The organism is Microvirga sp. GN3, assembly GCF_055792825.1.
Window position 1 is genome coordinate 1 of sequence record NZ_JBVVAK010000112.1, and the last position, 26,808, is coordinate 26,808.

19 protein-coding genes and 3 pseudogenes are annotated in these 26,808 nt (G+C 62.5%); 12 read left to right on the forward strand and 10 right to left on the reverse strand.

All coding sequences use genetic code 11. The annotated features are described in order from the left end of the window. Positions 1–512 (forward strand): hypothetical protein (locus ACS5Q1_RS34255; protein ID WP_473102417.1); only part of this gene is annotated, 512 nt, incomplete at its 5' end. A gap of 96 nt (positions 513–608) precedes the next feature. On the opposite strand, the gene ACS5Q1_RS34260 is transcribed toward ACS5Q1_RS34255, so the two are convergent. Together ACS5Q1_RS34260 and ACS5Q1_RS34265 are read right to left on the reverse strand one after the other, a co-directional pair. Continuing rightward, entirely contained in the window at positions 609–881 is a 273-nt protein-coding gene (locus ACS5Q1_RS34260) for a DUF2312 domain-containing protein (RefSeq protein ID WP_203441360.1), read from the reverse strand. Between the two features lie 929 nt (positions 882–1,810). Next, the gene (locus tag ACS5Q1_RS34265) at positions 1,811–2,320 is read right to left on the reverse strand and encodes a MarR family winged helix-turn-helix transcriptional regulator (protein ID WP_473102418.1); all 510 of its coding nucleotides are present in this window, start codon (positions 2,318–2,320) and stop codon (positions 1,811–1,813) included. A 147-nt stretch (positions 2,321–2,467) separates the two neighbouring features. On the opposite strand from ACS5Q1_RS34265, the gene ACS5Q1_RS34270 reads away from it, so the two are divergent. Together ACS5Q1_RS34270 and ACS5Q1_RS34275 are read left to right on the forward strand one after the other, a co-directional pair. Further along, a complete protein-coding gene (locus tag ACS5Q1_RS34270; RefSeq protein ID WP_404292862.1) occupies positions 2,468–2,863 on the forward strand; it encodes an Ohr family peroxiredoxin in 396 nt (131 codons plus the stop codon). Positions 2,864–2,991: 128 nt separating this feature from the next. Continuing rightward, entirely contained in the window at positions 2,992–4,056 is a 1,065-nt protein-coding gene (locus ACS5Q1_RS34275; protein WP_473102419.1) for a DUF3095 family protein, read from the forward strand. Positions 4,057–4,364: 308 nt separating this feature from the next. Here ACS5Q1_RS34275 and ACS5Q1_RS34280 read toward each other — a convergent pair whose 3' ends face one another. Together ACS5Q1_RS34280 and ACS5Q1_RS34285 are read right to left on the reverse strand one after the other, a co-directional pair. Further along, positions 4,365–5,060 (reverse strand): hypothetical protein, encoded by a 696-nt coding sequence (locus ACS5Q1_RS34280; protein ID WP_473102420.1) that lies wholly within the window; start codon positions 5,058–5,060, stop codon positions 4,365–4,367. Next, the gene (locus ACS5Q1_RS34285; RefSeq protein ID WP_473102421.1) at positions 5,044–11,289 is read right to left on the reverse strand and encodes a hypothetical protein; all 6,246 of its coding nucleotides are present in this window, start codon (positions 11,287–11,289) and stop codon (positions 5,044–5,046) included. The genes ACS5Q1_RS34280 and ACS5Q1_RS34285 overlap by 17 nt, the downstream gene beginning before the upstream one ends. Positions 11,290–11,957: 668 nt before the next feature. On the opposite strand from ACS5Q1_RS34285, the gene htpG reads away from it, so the two are divergent. From htpG to groL, 3 genes are all read left to right on the forward strand, one after another. Continuing rightward, positions 11,958–13,847, forward strand: a complete 1,890-nt coding sequence (gene htpG / locus ACS5Q1_RS34290; protein WP_473102422.1) for a molecular chaperone HtpG — start codon at positions 11,958–11,960, stop codon at positions 13,845–13,847. Positions 13,848–14,539: 692 nt separating this feature from the next. Continuing rightward, positions 14,540–14,854 carry a co-chaperone GroES gene (gene groES, locus ACS5Q1_RS34295; RefSeq protein ID WP_473102423.1) on the forward strand — a complete coding sequence of 105 codons (315 nt, stop codon included), beginning with the start codon at positions 14,540–14,542 and terminating at the stop codon, positions 14,852–14,854. 45 nt (positions 14,855–14,899) lie between these two features. Then, the gene (gene groL, locus ACS5Q1_RS34300; protein WP_473102424.1) at positions 14,900–16,549 is read left to right on the forward strand and encodes a chaperonin GroEL; all 1,650 of its coding nucleotides are present in this window, start codon (positions 14,900–14,902) and stop codon (positions 16,547–16,549) included. Between the two features lie 257 nt (positions 16,550–16,806). Here the strand turns inward: groL and ACS5Q1_RS34305 are convergent, their stop codons facing one another. Then, the gene (locus ACS5Q1_RS34305; RefSeq protein WP_473102425.1) at positions 16,807–17,127 is read right to left on the reverse strand and encodes a hypothetical protein; all 321 of its coding nucleotides are present in this window, start codon (positions 17,125–17,127) and stop codon (positions 16,807–16,809) included. A gap of 315 nt (positions 17,128–17,442) precedes the next feature. On the opposite strand from ACS5Q1_RS34305, the gene ACS5Q1_RS34310 reads away from it, so the two are divergent. Together ACS5Q1_RS34310 and ACS5Q1_RS34315 are read left to right on the forward strand one after the other, a co-directional pair. After that, on the forward strand, positions 17,443–18,477 hold the full coding sequence (locus ACS5Q1_RS34310; protein WP_473102426.1) for an IS630 family transposase: 1,035 nt from the start codon (positions 17,443–17,445) through the stop codon (positions 18,475–18,477). A gap of 26 nt (positions 18,478–18,503) precedes the next feature. Then, positions 18,504–19,763: pseudogene (locus tag ACS5Q1_RS34315) on the forward strand (transposase); the annotation flags it as partial. A 199-nt stretch (positions 19,764–19,962) separates the two neighbouring features. Here the strand turns inward: ACS5Q1_RS34315 and ACS5Q1_RS34320 are convergent. Continuing rightward, positions 19,963–20,778 (reverse strand): oxidoreductase, encoded by an 816-nt coding sequence (locus ACS5Q1_RS34320; protein ID WP_473102427.1) that lies wholly within the window; start codon positions 20,776–20,778, stop codon positions 19,963–19,965. 83 nt (positions 20,779–20,861) lie between these two features. After that, complete coding sequence (locus tag ACS5Q1_RS34325) at positions 20,862–21,758, reverse strand: NAD(P)/FAD-dependent oxidoreductase (protein ID WP_473102428.1); 897 nt, start codon at positions 21,756–21,758, stop codon at positions 20,862–20,864. Positions 21,759–21,865: 107 nt separating this feature from the next. Between ACS5Q1_RS34325 and ACS5Q1_RS34330 the strand changes: the two genes are divergently transcribed. Genes ACS5Q1_RS34330 through ACS5Q1_RS34340 form a run of 3 tightly spaced genes read left to right on the forward strand, consistent with a single transcriptional unit; the run spans position 21,866 to position 23,611 of the window. Then, positions 21,866–22,513 carry a TetR/AcrR family transcriptional regulator gene (locus ACS5Q1_RS34330; RefSeq protein WP_473102429.1) on the forward strand — a complete coding sequence of 216 codons (648 nt, stop codon included), beginning with the start codon at positions 21,866–21,868 and terminating at the stop codon, positions 22,511–22,513. A gap of 34 nt (positions 22,514–22,547) precedes the next feature. Then, the gene (locus tag ACS5Q1_RS34335) at positions 22,548–23,411 is read left to right on the forward strand and encodes a class I SAM-dependent methyltransferase (protein WP_473102430.1); all 864 of its coding nucleotides are present in this window, start codon (positions 22,548–22,550) and stop codon (positions 23,409–23,411) included. Continuing rightward, positions 23,378–23,611 carry a thiolase family protein gene (locus ACS5Q1_RS34340; RefSeq protein WP_473102431.1) on the forward strand — a complete coding sequence of 78 codons (234 nt, stop codon included), beginning with the start codon at positions 23,378–23,380 and terminating at the stop codon, positions 23,609–23,611. Before ACS5Q1_RS34335 ends, ACS5Q1_RS34340 begins: the two co-directional genes overlap by 34 nt. Here the strand turns inward: ACS5Q1_RS34340 and ACS5Q1_RS34345 are convergent. Further along, a pseudogene (locus tag ACS5Q1_RS34345) lies at positions 23,586–24,212 on the reverse strand (efflux RND transporter permease subunit); the annotation flags it as partial. The gene ACS5Q1_RS34340 and the pseudogene ACS5Q1_RS34345 overlap by 26 nt on opposite strands. 229 nt (positions 24,213–24,441) lie before the next feature. Here ACS5Q1_RS34345 and ACS5Q1_RS34350 point away from each other — a divergent pair. Further along, complete coding sequence (locus ACS5Q1_RS34350) at positions 24,442–24,927, forward strand: transposase (RefSeq protein WP_473102432.1); 486 nt, start codon at positions 24,442–24,444, stop codon at positions 24,925–24,927. On the opposite strand, the pseudogene ACS5Q1_RS34355 reads toward ACS5Q1_RS34350, so the two are convergent. Beyond that, positions 24,894–25,477, reverse strand: a pseudogene (locus tag ACS5Q1_RS34355) (IS5 family transposase); the annotation flags it as partial. The gene ACS5Q1_RS34350 and the pseudogene ACS5Q1_RS34355 sit on opposite strands and share 34 nt — an antisense overlap. A gap of 120 nt (positions 25,478–25,597) precedes the next feature. Further along, positions 25,598–26,431 (reverse strand): SAM-dependent methyltransferase, encoded by an 834-nt coding sequence (locus ACS5Q1_RS34360; RefSeq protein ID WP_473102433.1) that lies wholly within the window; start codon positions 26,429–26,431, stop codon positions 25,598–25,600. Positions 26,432–26,808: the final 377 nt, after the last annotated feature.

The following is a 26,808-nucleotide window of genomic DNA, read 5'->3' on the forward strand; positions in this document are numbered from 1 at the left end:
CCCGGTCTGCGACCAAGTCCCAGGCTGTTCCCGCGCCATCCCGCTCCTCCGCAGGATCGCGCACGGCGGCTCGCTCGACCTCCGGCACGTCGAGGTCACGGTCCACGACGCAGGCCCACTCCGCCTCCCGCTCGCGGGCGCAGGGCGGCTTGCTGGACCCGATGGCCTGGCTCTCGACCCTGGAGACAACGCTCACCTCGCCGCAGGCTCGCGCGGTGATGGCGGAGGCCCTCAGGGCGGTCGCGAACGTGCTCGAGAAGCCGCAGAGCGGCGAGCAGGGACAGGGCAGCGCAAAGCAGGAAGCCCGGGATGCGGTGTCAGCCGCCGGAAGCCTCGGGGCCGAGATTGTCGCCGCTCCGCTGGAGGTCGCCGCGGCTGCCATCGGAGCCGCAGGGGAGGTCGTGACGAGCGCCCTTAGCGGTTCATCAGGCGAGGACCGCGGCCAAGGCGCCAGCCAGAAGGGCGGCAGGCGGTCCTCCTCGCGCAAGAAATCAGCAGCGAGCGGCGATTAGCCGACCAGATGATCGGTCGGGCGGCTCTGCATTCCATGAGAAAGAAGGCCGCCTTGGTCGGCGGCCTTCTCGTCATCCGAAATCTTCAAGGCGCGATTAGGCCGCCTCAGCGACAGGGGCCGGGCCTGCTTCATCCATCGCCCGCATGTAGACGTCGAGCAGGCTGTCGTGCTCGTCGCGCTCGTCCTGATCCTGCTTGCGCAGCTTGATGATCTCCTTGAGGATCTTCACGTCAAAACCCTCGCCCTTGGCCTCGGAGAAGACTTCTTTCTTGGCCTCATTCAACTCCTTGATCTCGTTCTCAATCTGCTCGATGCGCTCCACGAACGAGCGGATCCGATTGCCCGGGATTCCAACGACGTCACTCATGGCCTCTCCTTTGCCGTATGTAGACCGGCACTATCCGGCAGGCGAGTAAGCGTCCCGTTAATCCAGAGGATCACTCGCGCAGGAAGCCACTAAAAGGCAACGTCAGGCCCTGGCACCTCTCGGAAGAATCGCTTGGTCTGCTCATGAAGCGTTGAGCGGACCTTCCTTTCATTTGCTGTTCGTCACTCTTTGACCCGATCCAGACCTTTCCGCGAATGACCAAACATCAGGCGATCACCCGAGAGACAGGATTGTAAACCCTGCGGTATTCTGGCGCTTGGGGAGGCAGTAGAACTGGCGGCGGTGCGCCTTCGCCCAGTGACCGACGGTGTTTCATGAAGTGAAGAGTCGGGAGTTGCGTTGGTCGCGCTTGGCCTTGGCCTCGGCGCCGCGGGATCGGCGGACGGACAACCGCAAGACTGCTGGCGTTGTGTACACGAACGACCGCAGTGCGGCCTTCCTAGACCTTTCCTAAATGTCGATGGAGGCTGCGGCTCTTGCGATCGGGTCCTCCTCCTGCGAGTAACATAACTACTCGGTTCAGGAGCGACGTCGGCAAAGCTGTCGATGAAAAGTGGCTCGCCGGGGAGCCCAAGTCCAACGCAGGGACATTGATTAAGTTAGTAGCGTATTCCTCGGGGGCTTGGCGAGCAAGCGGCGCCTCTGGGGTGTGCCCGATGTTTGTCGATCACGACGCCGCGAATGGCCGTGATAAGTCATGGGCCGGCTGTAAGGCGAGGGACGCTCTTACCGAGGTTGCTCCACCCTCATCCCGAACTGCCCTGAGGTTCTCCGAGTGGAGCTAGAGGGATCGCAGTGGCTCCGTGCCTTCTACCTCCCGCAGGCCTTACCCTGCGAGGCTCCGGCTTCGCGTCCCCTGAGTGAGGCCCGCTGATGATGCGCCGGCTAAGCTGGCACCTGCGGGCGGCTTATTTCTCTGCACCTGGTTCAGCCTGCGTGGCGCGCAGGAGGTTGTCGCGTATCGTCGTCACGGTCTTCTGCGCCGCGGGAAAGTCCTCTCCAAGCCCGGTCGCCTCGGTCAGCGACGCGCCGGGATCCGTTTCAAGCAGTCGGCGACCGGCGGGCGTCAGGCTCACCCGCACCTGCCGTTCGTCGGCGGAGTCGCGTTGACGTCGGATGTAGCCGATCGACTCAAGTTTCTTGAGGATGGGCGTCAGCGTGTTGGATTCGAGGAACATCTTCTCGCCGAGCGCCCCGACGGTCTGGTTCTCCTCCTCGGAGAGCGCCACCATAGCGATGTACTGGGTGTACGTCAGGCCAAGCTTATCCAGGACCGGCTTGTACGCACGGCCAAAGGCCAGATTCGCGGAGTAGATCGCGAAGCACAGATAATTCGCAAGCTTCTGGCCTTCGCCATTGGCCTTCGGGGAACGGGATCCAGGCTGGTCTGGGGTCTTCGCTGTTCGTGTCTTGGACATGGGTATTTCTAGGCCTTTGCTGTTCGGCTTCTATATAAATCGCATCCGATTAAATCGGAAGTGCTTGACATAGGATTTTCCAAGGAGTATTTCAATCGCATCCGAATTAAGCGGATACAATATAATTCACTCACAAAGGATTTTGCTATGACTGCCAAGGTTCTCTTCACTGGAAAGACCCACAACACGAGCGGCCGCGACGGCGGGACGCGCAGCAGCGACGGCCTCCTCGACCTCAAGCTGTCACAGCCGCACCCAGCCGCCGAAAACCTCTTCGGTGCCGCCTGGTCGGCCTGCTACATGGGCGCGCTCGAGCATGCCGCCGCTCAAAGGAAGATCACCCTCCCGACCGCACCGGCGGTTGACGCCGAGATCGACCTGGTCCTCGACAGCGGCTCCTACTTCCTGCGTGCACGCCTCAACGTCAGCCTGCCGGGTGTCGACCACGAGGTTGCGCAGACGCTGGTCGATGCAGCGCACGAGATCTGCCCGTACTCGAAGGCGACGCACGGCAACATCAATGTCGAGACCAACCTGCTCTGAACCGGATCGGCCGGGCCTGCCTTATCGGCTGGCCCGGCTCCCTCGGACGAGGCGCATTGGAGACCTGCACCCCATCGGCAAGGCGTGACGCCACGTTTGCTGTTGCACGCTGATCTGGAGAACCCTCAATGGTCAACAGCCCTGCACACCCTCCCCAAGCATATAGTGAGTTCTCGTCGGTGCTCGACCCTTCCATCTTTGAGCCCTTGCCCGATGATTGGCTCATCGGGATCACGGACGTCATTGACTCGACCCTAGCCATCGGAGCGGGGCGCTATAGAGACGTCAACTACGCAGGTGCCTCTGTAATTGCCGCTCTTGGCAATGCGTGGGGTACGTTCGATTTCCCGTTTGTGTTTCGTGGCGATGGGGCTGCATTTGCGTTGCCGCCACAGGGCATCATGGTCGCGACCTCGGTGCTCCGACAGGTTGCGAGCTTTGCAAGAACCAACCTTGATCTCGCTCTTCGAGTTGGGCTGCTGCCTGTGAGTGAGATACGTGCCCGGGGACGTGACGTGAGAATTGCCCGATATGCAGCCTCGGAAAAAGCAACCTATGCGATGTTCGCCGGGGGAGGGCTGAAATGGGCGGAGCAGCAAATGAAGAGTGGGCGATATCTGGTAGAGCCGGATCAGCACACGACCACGCCGGACCTGACTGGGCTTACGTGTGACTGGACCCCCATTCCGAGCCAGCAGGGCGAGATTTTATCGCTGCTGGTAGAGCCTCATGATCATACCAGCCCAGAAGTCTTTGCTGCGCTTGGCAAGCGTGTGCTTGCCATTTTCGACGCTGGGCCGCGCCAATCTCATCCTGTTCCAGTGGACATGGCCATTCCTGAGAACGACGAGACGTATCTTGATCCGAAAAGTTGGTCAGGGGTCGCCGCGAACTCGGACTTTCGCAAATACGACGATGCCTTGCGTCTGACGCTCGACTGCACCTCCGAACAAATCGACACCGCTGAAGCCATACTTGTTGCGGCAAAGGCGCGTGGCGAGATCAACTTCGGACTGCACCGCCAGTCTCATGCACTCATGACCTGTCTTGTACCGTCCGGCAGGCCGGATTTGCATCTGCATTTCCTCGACGGAATGGGTGGAGGATATGCTAAGGCCGCAGAGATGATGGAAGCAGGTGAGCTTCCTGTGGTCGCGGGTATCGGTAGGGAGACTGCGATATTCTTCGCCTGACGTGGTATAAACTGGGGCAGATGAACCTGGACCAAAGTCACCGGTCCCCGCCTGAGAAGGTCCGAAACTGGGCAAAGCGCGAATGTCAGCAACTGGCACAAAGCGGAAGTAAGCCGAAGGTCGGTTTAGGGCAGAAACAGCGGACGTTCCTGGAGGCTGGGGATCGTCGCTACCTAACCCGGATGCTGGAACGGTCCGCTCCCGCTTGGATCGGATCGACGCCTGGATGCCGTTTGGCGCCCCAAGTGTCTGGTCCGAACGCAGACGCGGGGTCTCGGCGCGGCGCCGATCAACGGGGTTCCGCTGAATCAATCTCGTGCGGGCGAGGCCGCATTGCTCGTCATGGCCGCGTCCAGCTGCGCCTGCCATTCCGTTTCGATCGTCTCGGCAGCCCTTCGGAACTCGGCTAGGCGGGCCAGCCTGTACCTTAGGTCCTCGATCTCAGCAGCACTCTCGGGCTGCCCGTATTCTGCAATCACGATTAATCGCTTGATCAGCTGGATGTCGGGAGTGCCATCGGTACCAGCTGCTTCTGCGAGCGCAACCCAGGGCTTGGCGCGGTCAGTCTCCGCCTCGGCAGCCTTGCCCACCGCAAAGAGAATGGCCATGCGAGCAGCGCGGTCCACCTGCTCGGCGATCCGCAACCACCCCCTGGCAGGCTCAGCCATCGTGCCCTGCTCGGCGTCCTGCGCCACCTCCCGCCACAGTGTGCGGAAGTAGACAGGCTGCGGGGCCATAGGATCGAGATGGTTGAGCACCGTGACAATGGGACCAAGATCCATCGGTAGCCGCCCGCCCGACAAGCCGGCGCGGTGATCCCACAACTCGAGAATAGCCGAGGCGCACCGGCGTTCCGCGACTTCGCGTGCGTCCGGTGGAGCCGTGCGTGCTGCGTTAATTAGTTCGGCCACATAATGCGCCATCCAGCGGCCCAGCGTATCAGTGGACTCGGCAAGCCCGAGCTCGGCGACCAGCGCCTGGCCGAGCTCAATGATTGAAGGCAAATCGCCATGGTTCGCGGTCCGGGCGGAGTAGGATGATTTCTGTGACTTTGTGGGCAACTTCGCCCTCCTCGAGTTCGTAACGTGACCGGATCAGCCTGCGCTCCAGGCTGATTTCCACCACGAGATCAAGGCCGGTCAAGCGCATGAGCGCCTCTAGGCAGCCTGGAGTCGCGACAAGCCGACGACCGCCGCCGTTGCGGTTCTCTTCCTCGTCATCGACGCCATCGCTCCAAGTTTGCGAGAGCAGCTGTGGAACTCCGTTCGTATCGCACCAGCGGCACTCGCCGACCTCGGCCCGCAGACTTAGGTCGCGCACGAACGGGTCGGCCGGTGCAAGCGCGTGAGCACTAATGTTGGCGGCCCAAGGGTCGTACTCATCGAGGCCGCGCCCGTCGGTACCATCGCGCACCCAGCCCTTGAGCACATAGGGTGGCTCATCGATCTCAAGGTCATCCTCGAATTCGGGAATTTTGAAATCGGTAGGGTCGTTCGCGGTTCGCAGCGCACGTACCAGCGCCTCTGACCGATCGCGCGATGCGAGCCCACTGCTGACGCTGACCACTTGTTTGCGCTTGCCGGCATAGCTGGTCCAATACCCCGAGACCGCCACCAGGCCGTCGGGCAGCGTCAGCAGGCGAAACGCCTCATCAGCGTCGGCCGAGGCAGGCCAGTCTGCGTCAGCGACCATAGGCCATGAGATCATATCGGCAGGCGTCGGGTCGCGGCGGTCGGCGAGCCACAAGCCATCGCGGCGGCTCAGGTCATGGCTGAGCAGCCATCCCGAGAAGCTGTACCAGCTACTATCGTCGCCCTCGGCGCGCGCCGGCTCCGCTTCCAGCAGCTTACCGGCCACTGTCATCAACGCATGAAACGAAAGGTAGAATTGCAGGTCATCGACCTTGGGAGTGGTGCCGTGCGAATGCCGCAAGGCGCTATGCTCGAAATAACGGCGGGTAGCGCGCGCGTCCCGGTCCCACCGGCCACTGTCGGCCAACCCCCAATCTTCTCGGATGACCCTCTCCGCCTCGTCCTCGACGCGGTTCTGTCCCACTCCAAAGACTCTGCCGAGCGGCGCCAGCCAGTATGGCCCGATGTCGATCCCGAAGGAGAAGCGCGTCTCGTCATAAGGCCGACTAGACTCGGTCGGGCGGGACGCCTCCTTAGTGAGCGGCGGAAGGCGCGACGCGTTGATCGTACGCAGCTCGTCCGCTTGGCTCTCGGTGAGTTCAAGCAAGCCCTGCCGAGCAAGAGACAGCATGGCGCGAGCGGCGAAGCCGCGCTGGAGAACGTGTGGTTGGTCGCGTCGGGCATGGTGGCGCAGGAAATCGATGTGAGCCACCACGACGGGACCGCTCTCGTTTGCAGCGCGCGCTAGCGCAATCAGCAGCCACAGTAGGGCGTGTTGGTCATAGAACCTGAGACCCGCGTCGGCAAAGGCGCCCGCCACCCCCGTTTCCGCATGAGCGACCAAGGCTTGCAGCACGGTGTCGCGACGCAATAGGCACAGGGCGCGCACGGCGTGGGCGGCCTCCCACCGACGCTCCGACTCGGGAGCCCCTAGCGCAGCCCACACAAACCCGGCCACCGCCGCCTCGACATCGCCCGGGGGCTGCAGCTGCGGCGACCATGCACCATCGCCGTCGGTCGGCTCCAGCGAGGGCTCGAAGAGGTCGAGCCCGTACTGCAGCGCCGCTAGGGCCTCCCCGTCGCTCAGCTGATGCGACAGGATACCCACCAACCTGAACAGGCCGGCCGCATCGTCTGGGACAACCGTATCAGCGATGGCGTAGATTGCCTCTCCCATCAGCTCTCGTGCCGTCAGCCCGCTAAACTCAAACGCAAGCGTCCACGGCAGCCACTGGTAATAACGGTCGGCGGACACTCGCGCCGCGTCCCTACGGCACACTGCCCGGAGCAGGCGTTGCATGGCCGGACGAACCGAGACCCGCTGCTTCCAGGCTGTAGGCAGAGCCTCCAGCAGCGCACGTACGTCGAGTAAGTCGATCGATCGGCTCTCACTGAGAGCGTCAAGGAACGCGGCCTCGTCGCCGGCGCGAACGCGTGAGATCGCCTGGCGATTGAACTCGTCCGAGTCAAAGGGGGGATCTCCTGACCGAAAGCGAACGTGTGCCGTGAGCAGGTCCGGGCCGGAGGTGAGAGACAGCCCGGCGAAGATGCCGTTCCAGTCGAACGGGTTGTCTCTCGGCAGCGGCGTCCACTGCTCGGCTCGGTCGCGCGGCCGGTTCGCCTCGGCCAACTCCGCCCGAACAAGCGCCTCCGCGGCTTCGGGTAGGTCGATGCCGCTCGCCTGTAGGAGAGCGTCGACCCTGCGCAGCTGTTCAACATCGGTGGAGAAGCGCTGGTATCGGATAAGGTGCTGAGCCGCGACTACACGGCGGCGGGCGTCGCGCTCCACGGATAGACAATCTTCCAGCAGCCTGTCCGGCTTCCACCTGCACTGGAACGGCAGCAGCGCCAGCGCGGTTCTCGCGTCGAGCTGACCGCGCGTTACAAGGCGGTCGACAATCTTCGGTAGCAGCCTCGACTCGCGCCCAAAGCGGCGATCGAGCCAGCGGCTGAGGATTGAGAGGGCTGAAGGGGGCGACAGGTCGGCTAGCGTCTCAACTGTGTGCTCCCAATCAAAATGCTTGTCCCGCGCGACGAAGGCATAGGTCAACTCGGCGGCTCGCGCAAAGCGGTAGGCCGTTTCCGGGTCATCGCAACCACCACGCGCGGCCGCCTCGCCCAGATTCAGCATGGCATGCCAACGCACCAAATTCTCCGAGCCAATCTTTCCCGAGGCGACGACGGCTTCCTCGAAATAGGCCCGCGCTTCGGGCAAGCTCGCTGGCAGCACGACGCGGGCGAGGCGAACCAAAGTCTCGGTCTTCTGCTCGGCGTCCTCACGCTCGCGGACAGCAAGGTCGAATGCCTCGCGAGCTAGATCCAGGGCGCGTCCTTCCTCTCCGGCCGAACGGGCCGCTCGATGAGCGAGGGCGAGCAGCGTAGAAATGCGGAGCGGTTGCCGCAGCTTACTCCGCCACGCGTCGAAGGCAGCCCACTCCCGAGCGCCCGTCCCGGTAGTCAGGATGATCCCACCCCACCAAGCGGCCACCTCGTCCGCGGTGGCCGACTCCTCGCGATACGATATGCCCTGGGCCTTGGCGGATTCGGCGGCCGTCTCTGCCAACAGTTGCCCCACGTTGGCAGGACTGACGCGGCCCAGCGTCACCGCTGCCCAGAGCCTCGCCCACGGCAGCAATGCGCCCACGTCCTCGCGAAAGCGTTCAGCATCGGCGTCGTGACGATGCTTGCTAACCAAGGCCTTGCGGATCCCGAGAGTGGCGAGATGGTCGAGCAGCAAGGGGCGCCCCCGCAGAGCCGCTTGTAGGGCATAGGCCCGTATGAGGCCGGCACGCGCGCCGTCGTAATTGGCGTGCTGGCCGCCAAGCGAACGCGATGGGCGAGCGGGCAGGTAGCGGCGCATGATATCCGCCAGCGTACGGCGGGGCACCAGTCTGCTTGCTGCAGCGGCGGTCACCAGCGCCGTCAGCGAGGCGATCAAGGTGTCGCCGCCCTTCCAGTCGTCCGGCGCCTCAAGCTTCAGGTGGCGGCTCGCCACGAGAGCGACCGCGCGCTGCACAACGGGAGTGGGTGGGCTGCGGCCCACGGCCGACAGTTCCAGGCCGATCGCGAGCAGCAGCCCGATGTCGTTGCCGGCTGCCCATGCCAACGCGTCTACATCATCGAAGCGAGCGGCGTCGACCAGCCGCGCCACGAGAATCCGCCCAGCCGTGAAGGCGACATGACGCGGCTTCCACCGGCGTAGCTGCCAGGCACTCGCCTGGGCCCCGTGCAGGTTCAACTCCGCCAATGCGAGCTCAGCGATGTCGGCGACGTCGACAAGTTCGTCCTTGTCCTCGTCTCGAGGTGAACGGATCCAATGGTCGAGCCATCCATACGCAATGCGCAACCGACTGCGCGCATCGCCTGCGAGCGTCGAGGACCCGGACAGGAACGCCGCCTCATAGGCGTGCTCTGAACCCGTCCAATGGCCTCCTTCGATCTGGCGGCGGCCAACCTGTTCGGCCATCCGCTCGACATCGAAGAAATGGCCGCTGAGGTCGGTATTAGCGCTAATCAGCTGCCGTTGACGTTCACCGGCCGCAACCTCTCCGCCAGCCTTGAGCGACAATTTCGCGGCGGCCTCATACTGGCGATCGCGCAGCGCCGCCTGCAGCGCGAAGCGGAGCCGCTGCAGCTCCACGTCCCGGCGCGCGACCGCATCGTTCTGGGGCAGCGCGCCTCCCTCTAGAGACAGCCGCACTAAAGCGTCAAACTGTTCCGCCTCAAGCATAAGCTGCGGCAAGGTCGCAGCGACATAGGCGCTCGATGCCGCCAGCGGAAGCAGACGCGCGACGAAGTCGCCCAAGCTTGCCGCAGAAGGCCGGAAGCGCTCGCGGAACCATGTTTCCGTCGATTCGTCCCTGAACTGCACCGAGCTGTCGCGGACGAGGAGCGGTCGGCCCAGGTCGTTGGCGAGGCTGGTCACCAAGCTTACCGGCACGTCCGCTGTGCGAGCGACGAGCGCCAACGGCACGAAGGGCCGCAGCGTGGCGAGTGCCTCACAGACTCGGTCGAATTGAGCTTGCTCAATCTCCGGCGTCTCGTCGCGGACCTTGGCGACTGCAGCCTCGAGCAGCCGGGCAATGGTGTCTTGCACCGTCAGCGGCTCGGGGCCTAACCCGGCCAGAACCGATTCCAGGCTCACGGCTCCGGCCAGCGCGGTCGCCTGCACCCGGGGGTTCGACGATGTGAGCCTGTGGAACTCCTGGACGTCGCGAGACGAGGCGTCCGGGTACGTAGTACGCAAGTTCGCCGCCGTCTCACTCAACGAGAAAGGCAACAGGTCAATGCGCTGGGCCGTGGGCGGAGGATCAAGCAAGGCAACCCGGTGCGCGCGCGCGGTCAATACGAGGCGTACATTATCCGGCAGCGGCTCGCGCAACAGCGTTCGGGCGAAGCTGGGGCCATCATGCGCCTCGCGCGCCGCCGTCTCGGCATTGTCCGCTGCATCGATTACTAGGCAGAGCAACGCCAAAGGGTTGCGCTCTCGTAGTGACGCGCTCGACTGCTCCAGCCGCGCTCCGAACGCGCGGGCATAGGCCTTGGTGTCCGCCTTGGTTGTCGGGATCAGCGGGTCGCATAGCGCCTGACTCGCCAGCTCGTTGGCGAGCTGGACCAGACCGTCCCTCGGCCGGTGCCGGTGACCGCTTAGACTACGATAGGCGCCGTTGCCGAAACAGTCATAGACGAGCGTCACGCTACCCACAGGAAGGCCGTCGCCGATGCGCGTGGCCAGCATCGACTTGCCTACACCACCCTCGGCCTGGATGATAATAGGCGCGCGCTGGGCAACGATTGCGGCGACGATATCCGGCATCTGCTCGCGATCCACCAGCCCGCCCGGCCTCTCAATGAGCGATTTAGCCGGGTACAGGTCCAGCTCGCTCGCTCCTATCGCGTGTAGTACGTCATGCGAGGTGATCGAGGGGTTGCTGGCGAACTCCGAAGTGGCCTTGCGCGTCACCAGATCCTTCAGCTGAAGTGGGGCGTCCTTGTCGTTGTCCGGGAGATAGGCCGACAAATCGGCGCCGAGCAGCCGACGTTGCTCTAGGTAGTCGGGCGTTCGGGCATTGAGGGTAAGTTGAGCGACGAAGCCGCGCAGATCGGAGCCACTCAGCCCCGTAGCCTCAACAAGGATGGTATCGTCCGCGCCGGCCATGATCGCAACAATCGCGTCCGTAACCGCCTCGGCAATCGGCCGGTTGGTCTCAAAGGCGAAGAAGAATCGCTTGGCGACGTCCTCGCGACCAAAGCGGGCGACCAGCTCGACATAGCGTTCCCCGAACTTCGTAAGGGTCCGCTTAAGGCCGCTTACCTGCCACGGACTGTTGGCTTGGCGGGTCGAATGCTTCAGTTGCAGGTAGGTGACGCGCGCCGACGCGAGGTCAGTGCTGCCGCGGTACTCGGCCACGTCGATGACGTCGAGGCCGGCCTCGACGTCATCGTCCTCACCCGCTGCCACACCCTCGATCGTGACTGCGACGACTTCCGAGGTGGGGAGCAGCATCGCCAGGGTGCGCCGAGCGGCCCAGGCGTAGTGAAACTGGTCCCCATCCCGGCTTGGGCGAACAAGGTCAGCATGAGGGCTGGTCTTTGCAGTCATGAATGGAGCCTGGACCTAGGGGACGGCGCAAGCCCACCCAATGCCGTTAACGACCTATCTCGTCAACGTGCGCTCGGTCGAGTGGTGGACGAGGCGGCACCGGCCACGACCCTGTTGACTGGGCTAATCGTCGGAGCGGGGCTCAACTTTCTGCGCGAGGAGCTCCTGCCACCGCCTCTGCCGAGGCGTGTCCCTGTGCAGCGATCTAGCTGCCTTTCAGCGCTGCGTGGGTAGAAGGCACTCGCGGCCCCGGGGCGGCCGTTGACGGGAAGAGCGCGAGATAGCCCTCGGGCTGGCTCGCAGGCCCGCTTATAAGCCGCAAACGGACTACTCGTCTAACAAAGCGCATGACTATAGCTAGAAGCGGAGCCGTGCTTCGTTGTTGGGGCCAATGTTGGGGCCAGATCTCAGGCTTCGAAAATTATCTTAAGTTTATCAGACGATTAACCCAAAGATATGGCGGAGAGTGGGAGATTCGAACTCCCGATACGGTTGCCCGTATGCCGCATTTCCAACAGCTATTTGTTTTGACTCCGGTCGGAGCGCTGGGGCCGTATTTCCTGAAGCGCCTTGGATCACGTCCTGAACAGATGTCTCTTGTGACTTGAAATCTTGGCTATTTCCTCCCATCTGGCCGACCGCGAGCACAGATAAGGACGCCTGAAGCCATGACGATTGCAGAAGCCACCGCCTCCGAAAGCTACACCTTCGAGGCCGACGTCGCTAAGCTGCTGCACCTGATGGTGCACTCGGTCTATTCCGACAAGGACGTCTTCCTGCGCGAGTTGATCTCCAATGCGGCTGATGCCTGCGAGAAGTTGCGCTACGAGGCGATTTCCCACCCTGCCCTGTTCGGCGATGATCCCAAGGCCCGGATCACGCTGCTGATCGATGCCGAAAACCGCCGCCTAACGATCGAGGACAACGGCATCGGCATGAGCCGGGACGAGATGGTCGAGGCGCTCGGCACCATCGCCCGCTCGGGCACCAAAGCCTTCATGGACCGGATCCAGGCGGCCCAAGGCGGGGAAGGGGCCCAACTCATCGGGCAGTTCGGCGTTGGCTTCTACTCGGCCTTCATGGTGGCCGACCAGGTCGATGTCATCTCACGCCGGGCCGGCAGCGACGAGGCCGCCCTTTGGTCCTCCGACGGTAAGGGCTCCTATACGATCGGCACCACTGACATTGGCAACGCGCCGCTCCGTGGCACCCGGGTCACCCTGCACCTAATGGAGGACGCCGCCTCCTACACGGAGCGCTACCGGCTCGAGCGCATTGTCAAGGAGCAGTCGGGCCATGTTCCGGTGCCGATCTCCCTTGTCGAGAAGCCCGGAGCGGAGTCGCAGGAGGTCGCCGACGGGGCAGCGCTTTGGGTGAAGCCGCGCTCTGAGATCACGCCGGAGGACTACACCGACTTCTACCGCAGCGTGGCCGGCCAGTTCGACGAGCCAGCCCTGACGGTGCATTTCCGGGCCGAGGGCCGTCACGAATACACCGCCCTGGCCTTCGTGCCGGGCTCCACCCCGTTCGACCTGTTCGATCCCGACCGCCACGGGCGGATGAAGCTTTACGTGAAGCGGGTCTTCATCACCGATGAAGCCGAGATCCTGCCTCGCTACCTGCGTTTCGTGCGCGGACTGGTCGACTCGGCCGACCTGCCGCTCAACGTCTCGCGCGAGATGATCCAGGAGAGCCCGCTTCTCGCTGCCATCAAGAAAGGCGTGACCAGCCGCGTGCTCAGCGAGCTTGAGAAGCTCGCCCAGAGCGATGCTGAGACCTACATCAAGGTCTGGGAGATCTTCGGTCCGGTGCTGAAGGAAGGGCTCTACGACGATTTCGAGCGGCGCCAGACGCTGCTAGACTTGGCCCGCTTCAAGACCACCGCCTCCGGTGGCGCATGGTGCTCGCTCAAGGATTATATAGGCTCCCTCAAGGAGAACCAGACGGCTATCTACTACGTCACAGGGACGGATCTCGCACGGCTCGAAACCTCGCCCCAGCTCGAAGGCTTCCGGGCGCGTGGCATCGAGGTGCTGCTGCTGCCGGACCAGGTTGATAGCTTCTGGGTCACCGCGCCCATCGATTTTGATGGCAAGTCGTTCAAGTCAGTCACCCAAGGTGCAGCGGACCTGACACTAATACCTCTCGTTGAAGGGGAGGGTGGCTCCGAAGTGGACGCTCCAGAAACAGTTACGAGCTTCATCGCCACTCTCAAGGCCACGCTCGGCGGGGCGGTCTCCGATGTCCGTGCTTCCGAACGGCTCACCGAAAGCGCTGTTTGCTTGGTTGCACCTGAAAGTGGCATGGATCGCCAGCTGGAGCGTTTGCTGGCGAGAGCGGGGCAATTGCCATCGGCCACCAAGCCTATTCTCGAGATCAACCCGCGCCACGACCTGATCGTTGCCCTGGCGAGCCTCGGTGATGACGAGCAGAACCTACGGGACGACGTGGCACATCTGCTCTTGGATGAGGCGCGCATTCTGGACGGCGAGCTCCCGGCTGATGCCAAGGCATTCTCGCAACGCCTTACTCGAGTTTTGCGGCGGTCTGCTCCCTGACCGCGGGATGACGCGAAGTGCAAGGCGCCGGGTATTCACAGGCCCTGCCGCGATTGCGCGTGGGCAGGGCGGGCGTCTCAGGCCCGGTGATACAGCGCGGTCTCCTTTATGCCGGCTGCCGGAAGATGAGGTTTAAGCTAAGAAGATGCCTTACACGTAACTTCTGAGACGTATGGCGTTCAGTCTCCTTTGATCCGTTGGAGGCCCTCTGTTGTGACAGGGTCAACCCTCAAGATTGGGTGCCCTCCCGGGGACCGGCGCTGTGAAAATTGCAGCCGCTCATAACCGCCGCTCTCTAGAGGCAAAAAGTAAAGCCCGTCTGTCTCGCCCTTCAGAAAACAGCGTAAGCCAATGTAGAAGCTCTCCTCATATCCCTTTAGCGCTCGCCGTATAGCTGGATGCACAACAAGAGTGATGCTTTTGCTCTCACAGACCCCTTCGAGGCTTTGGAAACTCAACATGCTGAACCTCGCTGCTGAGGCGGATTAAGCGCCTCAGAGGTTCAACGCCTCTTATACGGTTACGGTTCGCCCAAGATCAGCCTCTATACAAGATCAGCCTCTATAAAGGGAAGAGCTTGCGCCCTGCTTGCGACATGATTATCTCCTGTTAGCACTCTCACGTGCCGAGTGCTAACCATGCTGCTCGGCGCAGACGAGTGCCCCCAATTCCAAGAACGAGGAGGCATCCCCATGAAGTTCCGTCCGCTGCACGACCGTGTTGTCGTCCGCCGCATCGAAGCCGAAGAGAAGACGGCCGGCGGCATCATCATCCCGGACACCGCCAAGGAAAAGCCGCAAGAGGGCGAAGTCGTCGCCGTCGGCCCCGGCGCCCGTGACGAGAGCGGCAAGGTCGTCGCCCTCGACGTGAAGGCCGGCGACCGCGTGCTCTTCGGCAAGTGGTCCGGCACCGAGGTGCGTATCGATGGCCAGGATCTCCTGATCATGAAGGAATCTGACATCATGGGCGTGATTGAGCAGACCGCTGAAGCGCAGAAGGCCGCTTGAAGCAGCTCAGCCCAGAATTGATAAAAAACCACAGGAGGTTAGTCCATGGCTGCCAAAGACGTAAAATTCTCTTCTGATGCTCGCGATCGCATGCTGCGCGGCGTCGATATCCTCGCCAATGCGGTGAAGGTCACGCTGGGCCCCAAGGGCCGCAACGTGGTGCTCGAGAAGAGCTTCGGGGCTCCGCGCATCACCAAGGACGGCGTCACCGTCGCCAAGGAGATCGAGCTTTCCGACAAGTTCGAGAACATGGGCGCCCAGATGGTGCGCGAAGTGGCAAGCAAAACCAGCACGGTGGCGGGGGACGGCACCACCACGGCGACGGTTCTTGCCCAGGCCATCGTCCGTGAGGGCGCCAAGGCCGTGGCTGCCGGCATGAACCCGATGGACCTCAAGCGCGGCATTGATCTGGCCACCGCCGAGGCCGTGAAGGACATCCAGGCCCGCGCCAAGAAGGTGGCTTCATCTGAGGAGATCGCCCAGATCGGCACCATCTCGGCCAACGGCGATGCCGAGGTGGGGCGCATGCTGGCGGAAGCCATGCAGAAGGTCGGCAACGAGGGTGTCATCACCGTCGAGGAAGCCAAGACCGCGGCCACGGAACTGGATGTGGTCGAGGGCATGCAGTTCGACCGCGGCTATCTCTCACCGTACTTCATCACCAACGCCGAGAAGATGATCGCGGAGCTCGAGGATCCCTACATCCTCATCCACGAGAAGAAGCTCTCCTCGCTGCAGGCGCTGCTGCCGATCCTCGAGGCGGTGGTGCAGACCAGCAAGCCGCTGCTGATTGTGGCGGAGGACATCGAGGGTGAGGCTCTGGCAACGCTGGTCGTGAACAAGCTGCGGGGCGGCCTCAAGATCGCTGCCGTGAAGGCGCCCGGCTTCGGTGATCGCCGCAAGGCCATGCTCGAGGACATTGCGATCCTGACCGCCGGCCAGACCATCTCGGAGGACCTCGGCATCAAGCTCGAGAACGTCACCCTCGATATGCTGGGTCGCGCCAAGACCGTGCGGGTTGAGAAGGAGAACACCACGATCATCGACGGCGCTGGCCAGAAGGCCGACATCGAGGCCCGCGTCGGTCAGATCAAGGCGCAGATCGAGGAGACCACCTCGGACTACGACCGTGAGAAGCTCCAGGAGCGCCTCGCCAAGCTCGCCGGCGGCGTCGCGGTGATCCGCGTCGGCGGCGCGACCGAGATCGAAGTCAAGGAGAAGAAGGACCGTGTCGACGACGCGCTGCATGCCACCAAGGCGGCGGTCGAGGAAGGCATCGTTCCCGGCGGCGGCACCGCTCTGCTGCGCGCCAAGGCGGCGGTCGCCAAGCTGAAAAGCGACAACCCGGACGTGAAGGCCGGCATCAACATCGTGCTGCGTGCCCTTGAGGCTCCGATCCGCCAGATCGCCGAGAATGCTGGCGTCGAAGGCTCGATCGTGGTCGGCAAGATCACCGACAATGCACAATCCGAGACCTTCGGGTTTGATGCGCAGGCCGAGGAGTTCGTCGACCTGGTTCAGGCCGGCATCGTCGACCCGGCGAAGGTCGTGCGCACGGCCCTTCAGGACGCCGCGTCGGTCGCCGGTCTGCTCGTCACCACCGAAGCCATGGTCGCTGAGGCTCCGAAGAAGGAATCCGCTCCGGCGATGCCGGGTGGTGGCATGGGCGGCGGCATGGGCGGCATGGACTTCTAAGTCCTGCTCTCACCATCCCACTGAAAGCCCCGGAGCACTCCGGGGCTTTTTCGTTTGTGTTGAGAACTTTCAATAGGCGATCACACAGGTGAAGATTGGACGGACAGGTGCGCCGCACTACGCCGGCTGTGAGACCAGGTCGTGGACCGTTCTTCGTCCTTTGGAACAGCCGCGCCGATCCTGGCATAGCGAAGGCGCTCGGTTATGAAGCCGGCCGAACGTTTCTTCGTCCAACCACGCCCGAGGCAATAATCGCGTTAGCGCTTATTCAGCAGGACCACGTTGGATCCAGCCGTGTTGGTTCCCTTGGTTGGCTTGACCCTGCTAAGGAGGGTGGGGGAGACATTCCACCTCTGCCCGGTGTCGGTGATCACCGATACCGTCTTCTTATTGTAGCGCGTCAGCATGCCCTCAAGTGGACCCTGGCCGGGAGGCTGGAAGCTGACCCGGTCACCAATCTTGAACTCCAGCATCTCCACGTGAGCTCGCATCTGGTCGAGAAAGCGCAGGCGCTCGACGATGCGGTGGTTGAGATCGATCAGCTCGGCCTCAGTCAGCTGGTCAATGTCGATCTTCATAGAGGTGCCATATGTTAAAGCCGGGCTGGGCCATCGAGCGAATGTCTGGCCAGCGCTTCTGCCTGTCAAGCGCCCGATGAAGTTCTCAAGCGCTGTTGCGCAGAGAGAATGTGTTTCATGGATCGGAGGGGCAAGGGATATCGTTGGCGCAACCCAGCTCCACCGACACTCTAGGTCAATACCTGACCTTCATCGATACCCACACGTGGTCATGGTGAGGAGCTTGGTTAATAACCAATGAATGCAAGTCTAAACTGTTACTGATGCGGCTTGAGTGATCTTGAAATTCGAAGCCCGTCGACCCAGGTGGGCGGGATGAAGCATGTGGACATGCGCAAGCTGCCGGCAGCAGCGCAAGAAGAGCGTCGGCGGCAGGTGATCGGACTGCGCGAGAGCGGCCTGACTTATGAGGCCATCGCGGCCCAGGTCGGCCTGACCCGCACCGGCGTCTTCGATATCTGCCGCCGCTTTGCCGAGCAGGGCCCAGCCGGATTGGCCAGCCGGCCGCGGGGCCCGGCTCCTGGCACGGGGCGGTTTCTCGAGCCTCGGCAGGAAGCGCAGATCCGCGCTGAGATCAGCCGGCACACGCCCGACCAACTCGGTCTGCCCTTCGCCCTGTGGGGCCGGGCGGCGGTGCGGATGCTGATCGAGCGACACTGTGGGGTCCGGCTAGCAGTGCGCACCATCGGCACCGATCTGGCGCGCTGGGGCTTCACGGCCGAGACACCGCTCCGACGGGCCTATGAGCAGTCGCCGAAGGCCGTCCGGCGCTGGCTGCGGCAGGACTACCCGGCCGTCGTGGCGCAAGCCAGAGCCGAGAAGGGCACGATCTTCTGGGGGGACGAGACCGGCCTGCGCTCGGACGATGTGCGCGGTCGCAGCTTTGCCCCACGCGGCCGGACGCCGGTGGTGCGCCCCTGTCATAGGCGCGCGGGACTGGGCCTGATCTCGGCTGTGACCAACAAGGGCGAGTTGCGCTGGATGGTGCTCAATGGTGCCGTCAAGGCCCCGAGCCTGATCCGCTTTCTCGGACGGCTGATCCAGGATGCCAATGGCAAAGTGTTTCTGATCTGGGACAACTTGCCCGTCCATCGGGCCCGGGCGGTGCGGGGCTGGTTGGCCGAGCGCACGGAGCAGATCGAAGTCTTCTACCTGCCATCCTATAGCCCTGAGTTGAACCCGGACGAGGGACTGAACGCTGACCTGAAGCACGCCGTGACGCGGAAACCGCCGGCCCGCAGTAAGCACGACCTCAGGCGCGCCGTCATCAGCCACATGCGCCGGCTCGCCAAGTTGCCCGACCGGATCCGGAGCTACTTTGGGCATCCATCTTTCCGCTATGCCGCGTAGTTCAAGATCACCCAAGCCGGATCAATAAATCGGAGATTGGTCAGCGTTGGCCGATGACTGGCCTTCTTGATGTTTTGAAGGAAGCAGCCCTCGACACCGGGCTTCTCGATGCGTTCGAAACATCGGCCTCCCGTGTCACGCTACCCAAGGCAACATTGGATCAGCGACTGTTGCTTTGTCTTTATGGGCTCGGCACCAACGCCGGTCTTAAGCGGGTAGCAGGTGCCACCACCGATGCCAGCTATGAGGAACTTCTGCATGTGCATCGCCGCTTCATTCACGCGGCTGCTTTGCGGCAAGCCTGCGCTCGCGTTGCCAACGCCACGCTTGCAATTCGCAACGCGGCGGTCTGGGGTGACGCTGGAACGGCCTGCGCTTCTGATTCCACGAAGTTCGGGGCTTGGGACCGCAACCTGATGACCGAATGGCATGCCCGCTACGGCGGGCGCGGCGTCATGATCTATTGGCATGTCGAAAAGCGTGCTACCTGCGTCTATTCTCAGCTCAAACGGTGTTCTTCCTCCGAAGTCGCCTCGATGATCGAAGGCGTTTTGCGCCATTGCACCGATCTGGAAATCCAGCGTCAATACGTCGATAGCCACGGACAAAGCACCGTCGGCTTTGCCTTCTGCCGGTTGCTGGGCTTTGAACTCGCCCCGCGCCTAAAGGCAATTGCCCGGCAGAAGCTGGCATTACCGGATGCGGGTTTCCGGGCAAGATTGCCGAGCCTGATTCCGATCCTTTCCAATCCGATCAACTGGGAGGAGATCGAGCAGCAATATGACGAGATGGTCAAATATGCCGCTGCCATGCAGACGCGCACCGCCGATCCAGAGGCAATCCTGCGCCGCTTCGCGTGCGCGGAAGTCATGCACCCAACCTACAAGGCGCTCAGCGAACTCGGCCGTGCGGTCAAGACGATCTTTCTGTGCCGTTATCTGCGGCAGGAGGCATTCCGCCGCAAAATTCATGAAGGCCTCAATGTCGTTGAAAACTGGAACAGCGCCAACGGCTTTGTCTTCTTCGGCAAGGGCGGAGAAATGGCGACCAACCGCATCGATGAGCAAGAAGTCTCGGCGCTGGCATTGCATCTTCTGCAAGCCTCACTCGTTTATGTGAACACGCGCATGCTGCAAACGGTGCTTGCCGAACCAGCCTGGCATTGCCGTATGGCACCGGAAGATTATCGCGGCCTCACACCGCTGATCTACGCTCACGTTAATCCCTACGGCCGGTTCGACCTCGATCTGGACAGCCGGATTGATTTCGGCAAAATCGCCGCGTGAGTAGCGGCGCAGAAATGCGCGATGCAAAACTCAGGCGTAAAATTCCAACTTTTGTTGGCTTTTTGCGAAAGCTACGGAGTAGGCTGACTTTGGAGACGGTACTGACTTCGGCCTGGGCGAGCGATCCGCTACTCGGCCCATGCCGCGATCCGTTCCGCGACCGCATTGGGGGCCCCGATGTGCGGAATGTTCACCATCGTCAGACCGGCAATCCGTTTTGCTTCCGCAAACTCTTGTCAAACGCCGATTCGGGGACGAAACGGCGCAGGAGACTGACCCATCGCGCCATTTTTCCCGCCGCGTAGCGCCTCTTCGGAACGAACGTGGTCGCGGCTTCGACAATCGTCCTGGCGACGACTTCCGGGGCGTCGCCGGTTTCTATCGCTTTCCTCATGATCACATTCATGCCGGCGCGCGCGGAGTCATAGATGTCAAGCAAAAGGTCTGGCTTGGCGAGGTTTTCTTCAAATGCTGTCCTTGTATAGGCGGGCTCGACCAACACAACGCGAATGCCAAAGGTGCGAAATTCGTGGTCAAGCGATTCGGAATAGCCTTCGATGGCATGCTTGGTCGACGCATAAACGGCGGAATAAGGAGCCGGGATCAAGCCCAGCACCGAACTCACATTGACGATTCTACCTTTCCCCTGATGGCGCATGGCCGGCAGCACCGCCCTGGTCGTGCGCAGAACGCCGAAGACATTCACGTCGAACAGCGCCTGCGCCTGGACCGTCGAGGACTCCTCCGCGGCGCCGAGCAGGCCCATCCCGGCATTGTTGACGAGCAGATCGATGCGTCCGGCCTCGGCAAGGACCCGCTCGACGACTTTCGCCACGGACTCATCGTCGGTAACGTCACAGGTCAGCATAGTAATACCGTCGGATCTCTCCGACGCGGCGCGGCGGCTGGTTCCGAACACCCGAAAGCCGGCATTCCGCAAGGCTCTGGCGGTGGCGAGACCGATGCCGGAGGATGCGCCGGTCACCAGGGCGACGCCAGGACTGGTCGTATTCATGAGGATCACTTCCCTTCTTGCTTTAAATTGGAGCGCCGCCGCTCGGGTTGGCTAATTGGGACCGGAGAACGCAAATTCTGCTCTCAAACCAGCATCGACTGCTGGGCGAAGATACCCGCCATCGCGCCGTGCGATGATGCCAGGGTGACCGATGGCGGCGTAAGGGGGTTGGCGAGGTCGCCGGCGGCGTAGATGCCGGGCATGCTGGTTTCGCGGCGCTCGTCGACCTTGAGGGCGATGCCGACGGGCGTATCGACCGTGGCGAGGCCAAGTGGTTCATGCAGGCTTGCGGACGGCTTGTTGCGCGGATGCGCGAACAGGATATCGACCGCGACATTGGGGCCGCTATCGAGCTTGACGGTGGCGCTATGGCCCCCGTGATGGGCGATCCCGGTGATCCGGCCATCGACGACAGGTATGTTGCGGCGCGCCAGATCGGCCCGGATATCGGGCGGAATGTCGTGACCATCGGCGAAGACCATCAACCTGTCGGTCCTATCGTGGAACAGCCTGACCTGATTGTGCGACTGCGGGCCGGACCAGACGAGGCCCCAATGCTGGCCGGCGACTTCAAAGCCGTCGCAATAGGGGCAGGGCACGATGGACGTGCCCCAGCCTTCGGCAAAGCCCGGAACATCAGGCATCTGGTCGGTGACGCCATAGCTCAGGATCAGGCGACGCGCCACAAGGCTTTCGCCATCACCCGTGAGGACGGAGAAATCGTCGATGGTGCCGGAGATGCTGTCGGCCCGGGCATTGACCAGCTTGACCGTGGGATAGCGCGCCAGCTGCTGCCGCGCCTCGGCCAGGATGTCCAGCGGTGGCTTGTGATCGTGGCCGAGCAGACCATGCGAGTGGCCGGCGAAGCGATTGCGCGGCAGGCCGGTATCGAGAACGGTGACCTTGCGGCGGGCACGGCCGAGCTGCAGGGCGCCGGCGAGACCGGCAAAACTGCCGCCGATGATGATGACGTCATCCATGGTGATGGGCTCCGTGTTGTGGTTGGGCTGGGCCTGGCTTGCACATTTTAGACACTGTGTGGTATCGTAATTAAAGAATTAGGATACTGTCAGGGACTGTAATTGTCGTGACCGAAATTAGCCAGGGCCGGCGCGGCCGGCCCGCCAACGAGGCGCTTGGCCAAACGATAGTCGACGCCGCGTGCGAACTCTTTGTGGAATTGGGTTTTCAAGCGACGACATTGGACAAGGTCGCCCAGCGAGCGAAGATATCCAAGCTCAGCATCTATCGGCACTTCGAGAACAAGGAGGCGCTGTTCAGCGCGGCCATCGCGGCCCGCTGCCATCAGTTTGCACCACAGGCCCTTCTTGAAGGCGTCGACGGTTCGGCCGAAGATCAGCTCATGGCGGTGGGATCATCCCTGCTTCGCACGCTGTTGAGCCGGGACGTCCGCAGTGTCGAAGCCATGATCATGGCCGACAAGACGAATCAAAAGTCGTTAAGCAAGCTCCATTACGAAGCCGGCCCCGCCCATGTCATCGCCCAAATCGAGGCCCTGTTGCGTCAGTTGCACGCGAAGGCGGTTCTGAACGTGCCTGATCCTCTCCGGTCCGCTCGCTTGTTTGCCGCGCTTCTCAAAGGATCCGATCTCCTGATGATCGCACGCTTCGATGAGGCGAGAGCAGAGGACGACAACGAAATCGAATCCTATTGCCGATCGGCCGTCGCCATGTTCATCGCCGCGCACGGTGGCAACGACCACGCGGGCGGATAGCCTAGTTAAGAACGGATCAGAACAAGGATATGGCATGGCAGAGCAAAATGCCGATCAGATCGCCGACTGGAATGGCCAAAGCGGGGAGCGCTGGGTCACCTACCAGGCCCGGCTCGATGCCATGATGGCGCCGTTCGGCCAGGCCGCGATCAAAGCCGCCGCGCCCGGCACGGGCGAACGCGTGCTGGACGTCGGCTGCGGCGCGGGGGCGACTAGTCTGGATCTGGCCGCCCGCGTCGGCGCGGGGGGCCATGTGCTAGGCGTGGACATATCCGAACCGCTGATCGGCAGAGCGCGCGCCCGAACGCCGCAGGATACGCCAGTCCTGTTTCAGGTGGCCGACGCCAGCAGCACCGAGTTGCCCGAGGGCGCGTTCGACATCTTGTTCTCGCGTTTTGGAGTGATGTTCTTTGACGATCCTACGGCGGCGTTCGTTCATATGCGCCGTGCGCTCAAGCCGGGCGCGCGGGTCGCTTTCGTCTGCTGGCGCGGCATGGCCGAGAACGATTGGGTGCGCTTGCCGATGGGCGCGGTCAAGGACATCGTCCCGCCGATGACGCCGTCCAATCCCGAAGCGCCCGGCCCCTTCTCGTTTGGCGACCAGGGGCGGGTGGCGCGTATCCTGACGGCGGCTGGCTTCACCGATATCGCTATCGCGCCGTTCGATGCCTCCATCTCGTTCGGCAAGGGAGGGACGCGGGACGCGGCGCTTGACGATGCGGTGGAGATGACACTCGAGGTCGGGCCGCTGTCGCGCGCTCTCGCTGATCAGCCCGACGATATCCGCGCCCGCGCCTCGGCTGCGGTTCGTGCCGTCTTCGCGGGCTGCCCCGGTGAGCGGTCGGTGATGATCAACGGCGCGGTGTGGATCGTCACCGCGCGCAATCCGGCAAGCTGACAGGGATTAACAGTCGGCAGGCAGCGTGTGGCGCGGGTCTCTCGGACGCAATTGGCGCCACGACGATAAATAAGGTTTGTGGGTCCGGCATGAAGGCGGCCATGGTTCGGCACAACGTTTTTCTAGCAGGCATGGCCGATATGATTGTGCCGTCTCCCTTGCACAGCAGGTGTCCTATTCGGCGGCCATGGCCCTGGTAAATCGCGACTCATCCACAATCGTTTCGCGGTGGCTCCCTTGCTTTGGAGTCTTGATCCGGAACCACACTGCGTACAGCGCCGGAAGGAAGAGCAGGATCATTGCCATGCCCGCAGCCGTGCCGCCAATCAGCGTATAGGCCATCGATCCCCAGAACACCGAATGCGTCAGGGGTATGAAGGCGAGAACGGCTGCGAGCGCTGTCAGGATGACAGGACGTGTCCTCTGCACGGTCGCTTCGATGACGGCGTGATAGTCATCGAGACCAGCCGCCTGGTTCTCCTTGATCTGCTCCGTCAGGATCAGCGTGTTGCGCATCAGGATACCTGCCAACCCGATCAAGCCGAGAATCGCGTTGAAGCCGAACGGTTGATTGAACAGGAGCAATGTCGGCACCACGCCGGCGAGGCCAAGCGGCGCCGTCAACATGACCATCGTCATCGTCGACAGACTGCGAACCTGCAGGATGATGACGATCAACATCGCCGCGATCATCAGCGGGAAGACCTGGACGAGTGCGACATTGGCCTTTTGCGACTCCTCGATGTTCCCGCCCATTTCGATACGGTACCCGACCGGCAGCGCAACAACCGAAGGCCACAGCTTCCATGGCACCGTCAACTTAACGCTTTTACTTGCTCTTGCCGGTGTTTAGGTCCAGAGCGGGCCACGCATTTTCAATAGCTTAGACCCGTCGCGGAATAGCTGAGAACAGCGGAAAACGGCCTCTACTAAGCTCGAGTTTGGCCATTTCTGATGGGTATTTGGCAGCGAAGGGCGGCGAAGCGAACGATGCGGTAGACTGGCAGCGTTTCCGCCAAGAGACGCCGCCATGCTGCACCTGCCCGCCCGCTTCGCCGCGATCATTGTAGCCTTTGCCCCACTCTTTCGCCACCGGACCTGGCGCCATGCCGAAATCCTGCTCGCCGGGGCTCTTCTGGCGCCCGGCAAGCGTACCGTGACCAGCCTCCTGCGCATCACCGGCCTCAGCCGTGAGCGCCACTTCGTCAACTTTCATCGCGTGCTCAATCGCGCCCGGTGGAGCACACGCGAAGCCGCCCGGCTGTTGCTGGGCCTACTGATCCATGCCTTCGCACCGGCCGGTCCGGTGATCCTCGGCGTGGATGACACCATCGAGCGCCGCCGCGGCAAGCGCATCAAAGCCAAGGGGATTTACCGCGATCCGGTGCGCTCATCCCGAAACTCTTTCGTAAAGCGTGTGTGGGGCATGGAGATCCTCCTGCTTCATGAAAGGCTCTCCAGTTTTTCGAAGCAAGACCACCGGCGACATTCGCTTCGGCAGCGGCGATGGTCGTAAGCCTTGTCGGCATGCAGTTTGTCCGGCCTACGCCTCGGGCGACCGCGTCCACGGCGCACTGGCGGCACGGCATCAACGGTTGGCGCGAGCATGAGGCTATCGTGGCGATTAGCCCCGCTCAGGCTCAGGCCAAGCGGTGTACCCGTCCGGTCGACCATAACATGGCGCTTCGTGCCCGGCTTGCCGCGATCCGTCGGGTTCGGACCGGTCGCGGTGCCCCCTTTTTGGCCGCAATGGCAGAGGAGTCGAGCGAAGCCCGGCTCCAATCGAGCTGGTCGGCATCCGCCAGGCGCTCCAGCAGGGTGCGATGCAAGCGCGCCCACATACCGGCCGCCTGCCAGTCGCGCCGCCGCCAGCACGTCATGCCTGAGCAGCCGATCTCGGCCGGCAGCATCTCCCACGGGATGCCAGAGCGCAGAATAAAGACGATACCATCCAGCGCCGCCCGGTCATCGACCCGCGGCCGGCCACCTCTGGGCTTGGTCGGCTCAGGGGGAAGGAGCGGCTCAATCACTGCCCAAAGAGCATTGGAAACAAGAGGCTTGGCCATGCCAAGCCAACGCACTCACTCCGGTTTTGTTAGGCGCTCTTAGACAGGCAAGGAACGCGGATAAGCTGATCTTTACTTGGTTGATGTGATAATGCCATTTGGAGGTTGGTCGAGGACAGTTCACACCTGTGCGATGGCAGGCTTTCCGGCTATGTAGAAAAATCGCGATAATCGGCCGCTGGATGCCAACTTAGCCGTCACCGCGAGGAAACTCTGGCGTTGCGAGAACCATTCTAAGCCCTCCACCTTTGCCAACTCGGAGGAGCGCCTTTCCCGCGCCGCATGCAGCCGGGTCGCAAGATCCGCGGTGGCTCGAGTTCGATCATCACAGCGTTGCAGTACGAGACCGGCCGCGGCCACTGCGGTTTCATTCAGGCCTGGTGGCACAAGCAAAAAGTCGCCTTGGGACGCCCGAATTTCGAGTTCGTCCATGGAGACGGCTCCCGTCAGAACGGCGGCATCGGTGAAGAGTAACAGGCCACCAGGCTGCAGCAATCGCGCCCAATCGGCTAGGATCGCGAACCGATCCCCAAGATGAAGCACTGCATCAATGCAGACTACCACATCAAACGAGCCATTCTCGAAGGGCAGTGAGTTCCGACAATCGAGTGTGAGGAAGCGGGTTTTTTCAGAGAGGCCGCGCTCTGATGCGAGACGCTGCGCTTGTGCAATGGCGGAGGCCTCGATGTCAATGCCGGTCAATGTGCAGCCGGTCGAGGCGACAAGTGCGAGCGAGGGCCCGCCAGATCCGCAGGCGACATCAAGGGCGTGGCAGGGGCTGGAACGACTGAACAGCTCAGCGATTTGGGCCTGTTCGTCAAGGGTCCGCCACCCCAGTTGACCTAGGTCCTCTCCATAGACCTCGCGCCGGATCTCGGCAAAGATATCGCTTCCAAAGCGAGTGTACTGCTGGGGGTAAAACTCGTACTGCCGATCGGCTCGATCCTCGGTCATGGTGATCGTCCCTCGCAGGAACCTGGATCAAGCCGATAAGATACGCTGAGCTTCATGATCGCGCTACGGAAGAGTTCGACTGGGGTTTGATCGTGAGTCAGGCAGCCCCTAATCACTGATACGATGCGGCGTGGCGATATTGGTAGACGCAAGGGATTGCACGGAGCCGGATCTCACCGCTATCGGCGTCGAGCCTGGCGGTCAGTTGCAAGAGCGTGCTCTTTCCGCTCCGGATTCGCCCATCAGGGCCAGGCTAGAGCAACGGCAGTTCTGACGGAGTCGTTGGGGCTATGCGGCGTAGCGGCTTCGTGATTCACTCATCTCGGCTCTCTTTGCAGGAGATGAGCGATGACCAAGTCCTACTCGCTGGATCTGCG